We start from the raw sequence: 10,132 nt of genomic DNA on the forward strand, positions 1-10,132 counted from the left end.
TTTTAAATTACTTTTTTTCTCGTTTTATTATACTATTCATCGAGTAAAACACTTTTATCTCTGATTAACCAACGCCAGAATAATTCTAAGTACAAAATCTTATTTTGCAAACGCTCCCTTACCTGAATATGATAGCGAGTATTTTGCATAAATTTCTGATTAGTATTATTTTGACTAAGTATATCTAGACTAATTTCTGAAGCTAATTTTGTAACTTTTTGATCATTATTAATTTTGTTAATAACTTCTGTTGGTAAATTTATTCCTATTAACTGGCGTGTGAGAAAAAGACCAAGAAAAAGCATTCTTCTACAATCAAAATCATTAGCTTTTTGAATCACTCTTTCCCAATTAATTTCGGTGTTCTGTCTCAGTAATTCTGCAATATCAGCTAACCAACTGAGCTTTTCCCAACGATGTCTTGATGCGTGGTTACTGAGTAATAGTAACCAATCTTCTGCCGAGAAAGTGTAGATTTTCATGCCGCCAAGGCTAGATGAATGGAGATTTTCCCAAACATACTTGACTTCAATTGCAGATGTATAGCGTGGTGTAATTCGCCAATGAATTTCCACCATTATTCCCTTGCTATCATTTATAAGGTTATAAGTATGCTTACTTTTATCTTTTAAATAATTAATTTCTTCAGCTTCTGTCAATTGAACTTTTGGTCTGTATCCTCTAGACATGAGCAGGGTTTTGAATTTTAAAACATCCTGTTGTTGCACCAATATATCTAAGTCACAGAACTGACGCAGTCCAATATTTCCATATAATAAATTTGCTAAAACAGGCCCTTTATAAGGAACAGCTGAAATTCCATTTTCTTGCAATAGGCGCAGGAGTTGCACAAGTTCCCCAGTCAGCATTAAACTGCGTTGAGCATTTGTGTAGAAAAGGTTGCGAAGTTGATTGAGAACATCTTTTGGAACAGTATCTGATGCGATCGCATTCAAATTAGTATACAAAAGTGGCATCAAACCGTGTTTCCATGCACTACTGGTAATCTTTTGCCAGTCTAAATTTGCTTGTTGAATCAAACTTTTGATTTGTTCGGTTTTGGCTGCATCTATTTGAGTAGAAGCACAACAAAGCAATAGCTGCATTTCAGGAGAAACATTTATACCTAAAATATGGGTATTTAACTTTGGTAGAGTTTGCATTTGCTTTTGTTCACTTGATATAAGTCTATGATTTTCAGTTTGTTAAGCAATCCTGTTTTCAACTTTCTGACTCGAACTGGACTCCATTTGTGTGTGCCAAGACTGAGCATAAAGTCCGCCTAAAGTCAATAGTTGCTCATGATTCCCTGACTCCACAATCCGACCAGCACGCATCACGTGAATAATATCTGCCTGCATCGCCAGAGTAAAACGGTGAGTAATCACAACAGCAGTACGACCTTCTGCTAAGGTACGGAAACGTTCTAACCAGTCGTATTCAGCCCAGGGGTCCATAGCACTTGTGGGTTCATCTAATATAATGATTTGAGCGCGTCTGAAAAATGCCCGTGCTAGCGCCAGACGTTGCCACTGACCCCCGCTTAAATCGGTTCCATCAGGAAACAACTTACCCAGCATCGTGTTGTAACCCAAGCGTAAGCGCATAATCTTATCATGAATACCGGATGCTTGGGCTGCGGATTCAATTTCTGTCTGATTTGATAATTCTGTGATATCTCCCAGAGCAATATTTTCACCTGCTGTGGTGTAGTAAGGAATAGGAGATTGGAACAAAACAGTAATTAATCTACGAAATTCTTTGACAGCGAAGTCACGCAAATTGATACCGTCTAATTCAATCTTTCCTGATTCAGGATCATAAAAACGGCACAAAAGCTTAATTAGTGTACTTTTGCCTGCACCGTTATCACCAACGATCGCCACAATTTTGCCAGCAGGAATCGTCAGGTTAAAATTCTCTAACACAGCTTCTGTAGTGCCAGGGTAGCGGAAAGTAACCTGTCGAAATCGAATTTCTTTTTGAGGTTTTCTAGGTATAGAAACTGGATTTTCAGGATCTACAATGGTCGGCTGGATCTGTAAAAACTCGAATAAATTACCGATAAATAAGCTATTACGATATATTTTTCCGATATTGCTCAATAACTCTTTAACAATACCTTGTCCCTGATTAAATACTTGGAAAAATAGAGCTAAATCTCCTAAAGTTAGAATGCCGAGTAATACTTGCCGTCCCATCCAAGCTAACGCCCCACCAGTAATGATCAGTGCAATGATGGCAGCAACAAAGCGACCTATAGTTTGCAGTTTTAATAAATGAAATTGTTCTTTGACAAGTCGTTGACGTAGAATTTGGTAAGAAGATTGGAAATAATTAGCAAAATCAAATAATCTTACTTCTGCGGCTGTAGAACTGTTTGTGAGTAGATAATCATAATACATCAGCCAGCGACGGTCAGTTGTTGTCCTTTGTGACCATTGATATTGAATTTTGCTGAGATACATTAATACGTAAAACGCAGGAAAAGCACTGATAATTAATATTGTAGGTAGCCAAATACCGTAAGGAATTAAGATTGTTGCCATCGCCAACAATGTGACACTATTTTGCAACAAACTCCCAATGCTTTCTAACAATGCTAGCGATCGCCCAGTTGCTCCCTCTCTGGCCCGATTAAGTTTGTCATTATATTCTGAGTATTCATAAAAACCATAATCTACAGCCACTGACTGTTCATGAATCAAAGCCGTGATATGGTCATTTACCAATTCTGATTGAGCAGTGCGAATCCATTCTCCAGAACTATTTAAAAACTCTCCCAACAGCATGATACCCGCCATAAATGCCACTGGAATCAAAATCTTCTGAACACTTGCCCCAGAAATACCATTTCCGGCAACTACTACTAGATTATCAACTACCTGACGAGTGAAAGTAATGGAAATAGCTGGAAGTAATCCTTGCACTAATAACATTATCATCCAAGCTACAGTCCAGTAGCCAGAAGCCGTCCAGACAAGACTTAGAGTTTTACTTAAATGATTTAGTATAATATTTGCACTACGAAATTTGCTCTTCAAGTTATCAAGACCCTGTGAATTCAAGATTTGGTAGCTAATGAATAATCAGAGGAAGTTTTCAGAGTATTACTAATGTCATTATCTGCTGTTATTCGGGTAATATCATCCTCAACTAACTTCACTAAATTTGGTAAATCTTCTAAAGAAGGTTTGCGAGCAAAACGACAGAAACTCACACTTTTAATTAACTCGCCACAAAGACGTAAATGGCTAGCAACAAACTCTTTTTCTGTTAGTACACTAATAGCACGAGTATGACGTATCAATTCTAAAAACGCTTCTTGAGGTTGCATTTTGCTAATTAGATGTTCACTTCCCTTATCTAACACGTAAATCCGTTGTAGCGGTAGCGGAGTTTGCTGAAAACCATGAGTAAATTTGTATGATAATTTTGATGCATTTTGATAAATTGGTGATAAGTTTTTGGTATCGTGTCCCAAGGAACTCAAAGCTTCTGGAAACACTTTAAATTGAGGATAGGCAGGTAATACCAACACTTGTTCTGCTGCTATTTGCATGGGCATAACATCATCGGTTAAAACATCGTAGCCTTGGTTGTGAAAAGCAGTAGCTAAGGTCGATTTTCCCCAACCGGAACCACCCATAAATGCCACACATTTGTGATTGATGCTAATACAACTAGCATGTAGAACTAACAAACCCCTTTGTCGCAGAAGTACACACAATATAGGACCTAAAAGTACAGTGCGAAGTAGAGCCTCATCCACATTCGGTAAAGGATTGATAACGATTTCCTGTCCGCCTTGAATCAAGCACCTACATACTTCTGGTATTTCTCCAACAAAATTTTTGCCTCCATCATGTTGTACTGTATTTGCATGATCTACTTTGCCAAACCGCACAATTACATCTGGTTCACCCTCAATTTCAATCAGTTCGGGAAGTGATAATTCAGAAGCAATACACAAGTTGTAGGCTTTAAATAATTTCATATTATGGTTTTATCAAATGCAATCTAAAAAATATTTAATACTATTAACCAAGCACATGTATCTATGCAATGACAAGCCTAGATAATAAGTAAAAGTAGGTTGGATTTAACGGTATTCAAACCCAATCAAAATTTATTGAGCTTAGTAACCTCAACCAACCTACTAAATTGTAATTTTTCCCTAACAACAGGAAAAATTTTACTCTTAGTAGACTATCTATTAGCTGCAATATCAAATTTGTTTTTTTCTACATTAGTTTAGCTTAATTGCTTAACAAAAAAACAAACTTGATGTTCTTTGTGTTTGCATCTGTCCAAATAATTTCTACTGCTTGAATTTCAATATTCTGCTGTGGTAGAACTATTTAGATGTGCAATTCCCCAGATTCTCAAGACTATTACCATTGCAGAATACATCTCTTGAACCGATGTCATTATTACCAGATACGGAACTATTACCGCCAGTGAAAAACAGAAAATCTACCCTGTCCTTACTACCAAGAATTTGCGTAATTTCGGCAACATCACCATGAACAGTGAGGGTGGGAGTGCTGTATGCACTTTTCATGATATATCTCCTGATTTTGAGTGTAAATTTGATGTATGTAGTAGTTGTTGAAGGTAGAACACCTCGATTGGACTTACAGCGTAGCTTAGTGGTTATAGATACTGGGGTATCTGTAACCAAAGTCTGTCGGAAACTTGAATTTACGGTATTTTCATAGTTAATGATTTATACCAAACTTCCTAAGCTACAACCTGCCAAGATTTGAGATTGGAAAAGCCTACATGCTGCTCATCTAAATTGCAAACCTAAGAAGACTCACAGCAAATATTGTCAGCATGTAGGCTTGCGTTACTTACTTAAGCCCCTAAAAGTAACAGATGTTCATGCTTGCCAAGTAAGTGTAAGGCTACAAGTTCAAGCTCAAGTAATTTACATCGAAAATTTCCTTCTAGGCTCTTAAGTCAGTGACACTCATTTATCCAGTCTGATGGATCTAGTTTGCTATCAAGTATGCAGTGACTATTATTGACATCTACTTGGATTTTCCTTACATGGAGCCGCAAAAAAGTCCTCCGAACCCAGGCTACCATTAATATTTACTGGTCCAGAAAGACCAGCATTGTTATCACCATTGAAGAATACGAAATCCTTCCGTGTCTGTTTGCCAGAAAAGTTAGTGATTGTTTCTACATTCCCGTGTGCAATTAGCATTGGTGCAACATAGGTTTTCTTCATCGCTGTAACTCCTTTTTTGTTTAGCCTATTCTCTTCAAACTTGTGGTGATGCAACCGGCTAATTGGATTTACGGTGACTATAATGTTAAAAGTGTCTGTAAATCCACATTTGCCAAGTTGTGAAAATTAGGGTGCCAATCCTTTAAAGTCCAGCCATGATGCCAAGATGACTGCCTGCCAAACTGTCATCCAATCATCATTGCTGGCTTGATTGTCTGCCGAGAGTATACGTTGATAGGCTGTTTGCAGAAAATCTAAGTTAATGTATTTTTCCAGGTGTTTGATTTTTTGGGACATCACCTGATCGAGAATTTGGCGATCGCGGTTGAGTAAGCCATTGTTAAAGTTTGGTGACAAGTCTGCTTTTCCACCACGCCACTGTATTGTCTCCGGCAGAATACCGTCTAAAGCACGACGCATAATCATCCGCCCCCATCCTTGATATAGTTTTTGTTCAGAAGGCAATGCTACACAGAATTCTATGAGTCGCTTATCCATGAAAGGATGACGAACTTCCAGAGAAAACATAGCTGCATATTGATCCATCTGTTCTAGGGTGTAGGCTAGTATTCCTTGAGTTAAGCTACGCCAATGCTCCTCTCTTAAGGTCAGGGGCGCTTTGCGTAGAGGGTCTAACGTTTGAATCCGTTCATCCAAACGAATTCGTTGAGCAAAGTTACGCTTAATTAAAGGAGTCTCAGGCAAAGACGAATCAACAAATGTTTTTTGTCTGTTTTGTTTCCTCCAAAATAGTCGTATTTGTTCCCAGAAAGGTTTAATTCCATAATTGATAATCAACAATTTCCGGGAAACACCAAAATGCTTATGAATCAACTGTACGGTTTTAACAAACTCTATCCATTGCCACTTCTTTACCAAATCCTGGAGATATGGTAATCCATGACCCCGAAATACTGTGTACGGCGAAACATTATGATGTACCGCAATAGCCTTAGCCTCCTGGATCAGAGTTCTCCACTTAGCTTGACGTCCTAATTCGGTGAGTCTAGCTATACCGTGACTAACCGTAGTATCACCATCAAAACCATCCAGGGAAATCCGCATTCCCAGTTCTTTGGCTGTCCGATAAACCATCCAAGGATAGAAGTGACTCGGACCCAATAAAGCTTCGTCTTCGTACTGAAAAATACTATCTAGGTCGGACAAAGGGCCAAACTCATCACCATGAACATAGTGAGGAATAAATCCTCCCTGTTCTAGTACAGCATTGATAAAAGGACGCTCATCACATTCAGTAATTTTGTCAAAAATAGTTGAAATGGTGTTTAGTGGGGTTTTTCCGGCTTCAGCAAGTAGATTCCGCGCTACACAGGTAACAGCAGAAGAATCCAAGCCACCACTCAGTTGGCTGATGATTGGAAAGGCGCTACGTAAGCGACACTCTACTGCTTGTGTGAATATTTGCCGAAATTCTTTGGCGTAAGCTTCGTTATCAGCTAAATGAATTTCACGCTCAGGGTCAAGTGACCAGTAAGACCATTGTTGTATTCCTGATTGACTGACCACCATACTATGAGCAGGAGGAAGTCGCAGTATATCTTTATAAGTGGTGATAGTTTGGTCTTCCATCATCAATGCCAAGTAGTCAGCAATCCTAATCTCATTGAGACGGCGTGGTACTTGTGGCAAGCATAGGAGTGCTTTGATTTCTGAGGCAAATATAAACTCTTGACTTGATTGATAGTAATAATAAAAAGGCTTAACCCCAAAATGGTCTCTAGCGCAGAAAAGTGTTTGCTTTTTTTTATCCCAAATAGCAAAAGCGAAGTCACCAAGCAGATACTCTGAACATAGCTCTCCCCATTTTTGATAAGCAGCCAATATCAGCTGAGTGTCGGTAATTTTGTCGAGGGGGCAATTATTGATTTGTAATATAGATGATAATTCTTCACGATTATCAATCCGGGCGTCGGCTGTAATGACTAAATCACCAGCTTGATTCACTAGAGGTAACTTTTCTAGTAAGGATTCGGGAGTAGTCCACAACATTCTATGGCCAAAACCCAGATTCACATCATGCCATATATCTGCACCATCAGGGCCACGATGAGATAGAGTATTTACCATCTTTTCTAGGTCTTGCTTCTCTACAGAACGGTCATCAAGATAGTAAATGCCCATTATCCCGCTCATAACTTGACTCCTTCTAGCGTTGGCAAGGGAATGAAGCGAGAAAGGTCACTAAGATTACCTATTACAATCTTTCCTTGATGTTCTATCCAAGCATGAGCTTCTAGAGTTCCTGACTCGTCTTTGGCGACACCAATACGCAGTTGACAAGGGTGATTGTATTGATTCATCAGAACTTGCGTAGTCAAAGCACGAGCTAAACACTTGACACCAAGCATGTAACGACTAGCTACGTTTACGGCCCAGACAATTTTGCCGATGGATATTTGGTTTGTAGCTTGGGGATGGACTGGTTGACTGATTTTTGCTAACACTTTTAAGAGAGTGCGAAACGGCAGTAACCACAGCCCCAGGCGCATAGCCGCTAGTAAAATTAAAGTCATGATTAATAAGTGGCGATCGCCTGCATCAAACCTCAAAAATTTAAACAGTAGCCTCATTTTGAATATTTATTAGTTCCGCAGCTAGAAGGTCTTCAAGCAATGCAAGCAAATCGCGATCGCACTGTTTGGCTTCGACTTCGTACTCTGCCACAATCGCCGCTTTAATATCCTTCACCGTTGTGGGTGTTTGAATCAAATTCCAAATCCGTGATCCTACCTCATTCAAACCGTGATACATACCAGATTTCAGATTGAGAATCACAACTTCACCTCCCAGATCAGAGGAAATTTGCTCAACAGATGCCACAATGATTGAATTTTCTGAAATTTTTCGCTTTACTGCTTTGGAGTTCATCTTCTCTCATTTTCCTTTGGCTGTTTTTGTGAATGCAATTGTGTTTGTTAAAACGTCACTATATTTTCAAGCTCAAGAAAACAGCATATTTGCGTAAAAAAAGCAGAAATTGCTCAAAATTTTACACAAGTAACCATAGTCTGAACTCTAATTCTATGTATCGGCTCCAAACACACACATCTATCTACCATTGGTATCCATCGCAAAAACAAAGATACAGTTATGGGTAACTGTTTTTTTGGTTTTAAAGTATTTTTTTACCTTTAAACTATGAACCAAGTTTTACTTTTACTCTTAACCCTGGTATAAAATTGTGAGACTTTACCGTAAAACTGCGTTATCAAATTTTGCAGTGGTAGATATCTGGTAAATTAACAACCCTGAATGCGGAAGATGCTTACGTATTTTCTCATACCATAATATACATCATAGCCGCTATATACTTAAAATTCATCAAAAAAACACAATCACGTTAATCTTGAGTAAAGTTTCACTAAATCAAAAAAAAAGTAAATTTCTAGAAGTCTTCGCTATTCCTGGCTTTTTTGAGAATAGAAACGGAGGCATGACAAAATTAAATTTTAAGGGTAATGCTACTCATAATTCAATACGGTTCAGTTAAGGCTAAAAACTAAAACTAGCGTAGGTTGGGTTGAGGAACGTAGACGCGCCCTGCGCGGCTTCTCGCAGAGTAACCCAACATTATCAAGGCTTGGTTGGGTTTCGCTTGCACTCAACCCAACCTACATTTCTTCTTAACTGAACCGTATTGACTCATAATTTACAAGCGACTACTTGTAAAATTAAAAATTATCAACCACAGCTTGACTCAGTAAAGCTATCCACATATCTGATGGTTCTGAGTAGTAATCAATTTCCTCAACTTGATATCGATAAAAGCGACTATCATTTTCTAAAATAATCCAGTCGCCACGCTTGACGCCTTTACACTGGGCTGTCATATAACCTTTTTTTAAACCATCTATAGGCTCAAATACATAGTCCCGCCCACAAATAAATCCTCGAAAGTCATGTATTTTATGCTTTTGGAACGTCGGTGTAGTGAAGATCAATTGCATGACGAAGTCATAAATAACACTGAGGTTCATCCCTGACCGACTAAAAGGCATAACTATGTGATTTATAAATAAAATTTATATACAATTTTAATCTTGTTCACAGAGTAAACATTCAACTGACAACTAGTACTTTGCCAAACTAAGTTTGGAAGGTTCGTAGTGAGCGATTTATCACTCAAATCAGTGCTAAAGCGCTGACTACAAACTAGGCACAATTTGATGAACAACTAGTCTCAAGCTACAGATAATCAAGAACATTTGATTTTAACTTGATACTTCTAGTTTTCCCCTTGTAAATGACACTGGAACTAGCCAAAATTGCTGGATGCACACATTTAGATTGCAGCCAGATTTCAAGAATGTCAACTGTAATCCCACAGGCACAAATCAAGCATTGCTCTAATGTTTGTTATTAGTGGTTGATGACGTAACAAGTCACGCATTCACGTATTCAATAAAGATTTTTTATTTTGTAGACGCATAGACGCGTAGCGACTACTTCTGTGAAGTCGCTACGCGTCTACCGTAGGTATTTTTAATGTTTTGTCTCCCTTCCGTTTTCTCTGGGAACGTGAGTGCGTCTCCGCGCTTGAGAATCCCCAATACCCAATTCCCACTCCTCAAAAATTTTGGATGAAACCACTTGACACAACCATGGCTAAAACTGCTATATTGTTAAACAGCGAAAACGCGATGGGGCGTAGCCAAGTGGTAAGGCAGCGGGTTTTGGTCCCGCCATCCCTAGGTTCGAATCCTAGCGCCCCAGTTCATCTAACAGATAAAGCAATACGGTTCAGTTAAGGCTAAAAACTAAAACTAGCGTAGGTTGGGGAGCCAGTGCGTTGCGGGGGTCCCAAGAGTTGTAGCACCTGGCGTTTGAGGAACGTAGACGCGCCCTGCGCGGCTGATCGCAGAGTAACCCAAC

The 10,132-nt window shown here is 38.9% G+C and carries 9 protein-coding genes and 1 tRNA gene; 1 reads left to right on the forward strand and 9 read right to left on the reverse strand.

The genetic code is table 11. The features are described 5' to 3' along the window. Positions 1-32: 32 nt before the first annotated feature. The 9 genes from ACE1AT_RS20045 to ACE1AT_RS20085 all read right to left on the reverse strand — a co-directional run bounded on the left by ACE1AT_RS20045 (position 33) and on the right by ACE1AT_RS20085 (position 9,258). Complete coding sequence (locus ACE1AT_RS20045; protein WP_374871479.1) at positions 33-1,163, reverse strand: nucleotidyltransferase family protein; 1,131 nt, start codon at positions 1,161-1,163, stop codon at positions 33-35. Between the two features lie 42 nt (positions 1,164-1,205). Beyond that, entirely contained in the window at positions 1,206-3,068 is a 1,863-nt protein-coding gene (locus ACE1AT_RS20050; protein ID WP_374871481.1) for an ABC transporter ATP-binding protein, read from the reverse strand. After that, entirely contained in the window at positions 3,065-3,997 is a 933-nt protein-coding gene (locus ACE1AT_RS20055) for a hypothetical protein (RefSeq protein ID WP_374871483.1), read from the reverse strand. Before ACE1AT_RS20055 ends, ACE1AT_RS20050 begins: the two co-directional genes overlap by 4 nt. A 360-nt stretch (positions 3,998-4,357) precedes the next feature. Next, positions 4,358-4,564, reverse strand: coding sequence for a lasso peptide (locus tag ACE1AT_RS20060; protein ID WP_374871485.1), 207 nt, complete (start codon positions 4,562-4,564; stop codon positions 4,358-4,360). A gap of 462 nt (positions 4,565-5,026) precedes the next feature. Further along, a complete protein-coding gene (locus tag ACE1AT_RS20065; protein WP_374871487.1) occupies positions 5,027-5,239 on the reverse strand; it encodes a lasso peptide in 213 nt (70 codons plus the stop codon). Positions 5,240-5,365: 126 nt separating this feature from the next. Continuing rightward, positions 5,366-7,393, reverse strand: a complete 2,028-nt coding sequence (locus ACE1AT_RS20070; protein WP_374871489.1) for a lasso peptide isopeptide bond-forming cyclase — start codon at positions 7,391-7,393, stop codon at positions 5,366-5,368. Further along, entirely contained in the window at positions 7,390-7,830 is a 441-nt protein-coding gene (locus ACE1AT_RS20075; protein WP_374871491.1) for a lasso peptide biosynthesis B2 protein, read from the reverse strand. Before ACE1AT_RS20075 ends, ACE1AT_RS20070 begins: the two co-directional genes overlap by 4 nt. Next, complete coding sequence (locus ACE1AT_RS20080; RefSeq protein ID WP_374871493.1) at positions 7,814-8,128, reverse strand: PqqD family peptide modification chaperone; 315 nt, start codon at positions 8,126-8,128, stop codon at positions 7,814-7,816. Before ACE1AT_RS20080 ends, ACE1AT_RS20075 begins: the two co-directional genes overlap by 17 nt. Positions 8,129-8,931: 803 nt before the next feature. Next, complete coding sequence (locus tag ACE1AT_RS20085) at positions 8,932-9,258, reverse strand: hypothetical protein (protein WP_374871495.1); 327 nt, start codon at positions 9,256-9,258, stop codon at positions 8,932-8,934. A gap of 643 nt (positions 9,259-9,901) precedes the next feature. Here ACE1AT_RS20085 and ACE1AT_RS20090 point away from each other — a divergent pair. Then, positions 9,902-9,973, forward strand: a tRNA-Gln gene (locus ACE1AT_RS20090). The last annotated feature ends 159 nt before the right edge of the window (positions 9,974-10,132 follow it).

The sequence above is a fragment of the Pelatocladus sp. BLCC-F211 genome (genome assembly GCF_041928655.1).
In the GTDB taxonomy this organism is placed as follows: Bacteria; Cyanobacteriota; Cyanobacteriia; order Cyanobacteriales; family Nostocaceae; genus Pelatocladus.

Excerpts from the sequence above, each read along its gene's own strand:
- ACE1AT_RS20045 (WP_374871479.1), bottom strand. The coding sequence starts at position 1,163 with ATGCAAACTCTACCAAAGTTAAATACCCATATTTTAGGTATAAATGTT.
- ACE1AT_RS20060 (WP_374871485.1), bottom strand. The coding sequence starts at position 4,564 with ATGAAAAGTGCATACAGCACTCCCACCCTCACTGTTCATGGTGATGTT.
- ACE1AT_RS20065 (WP_374871487.1), bottom strand. The coding sequence starts at position 5,239 with ATGAAGAAAACCTATGTTGCACCAATGCTAATTGCACACGGGAATGTA.
- ACE1AT_RS20055 (WP_374871483.1), bottom strand. The coding sequence starts at position 3,997 with ATGAAATTATTTAAAGCCTACAACTTGTGTATTGCTTCTGAATTATCA.
- ACE1AT_RS20075 (WP_374871491.1), bottom strand. The coding sequence starts at position 7,830 with ATGAGGCTACTGTTTAAATTTTTGAGGTTTGATGCAGGCGATCGCCAC.
- ACE1AT_RS20070 (WP_374871489.1), bottom strand. The coding sequence starts at position 7,393 with ATGAGCGGGATAATGGGCATTTACTATCTTGATGACCGTTCTGTAGAG.
- ACE1AT_RS20080 (WP_374871493.1), bottom strand. The coding sequence starts at position 8,128 with ATGAACTCCAAAGCAGTAAAGCGAAAAATTTCAGAAAATTCAATCATT.
- ACE1AT_RS20085 (WP_374871495.1), bottom strand. The coding sequence starts at position 9,258 with ATGCCTTTTAGTCGGTCAGGGATGAACCTCAGTGTTATTTATGACTTC.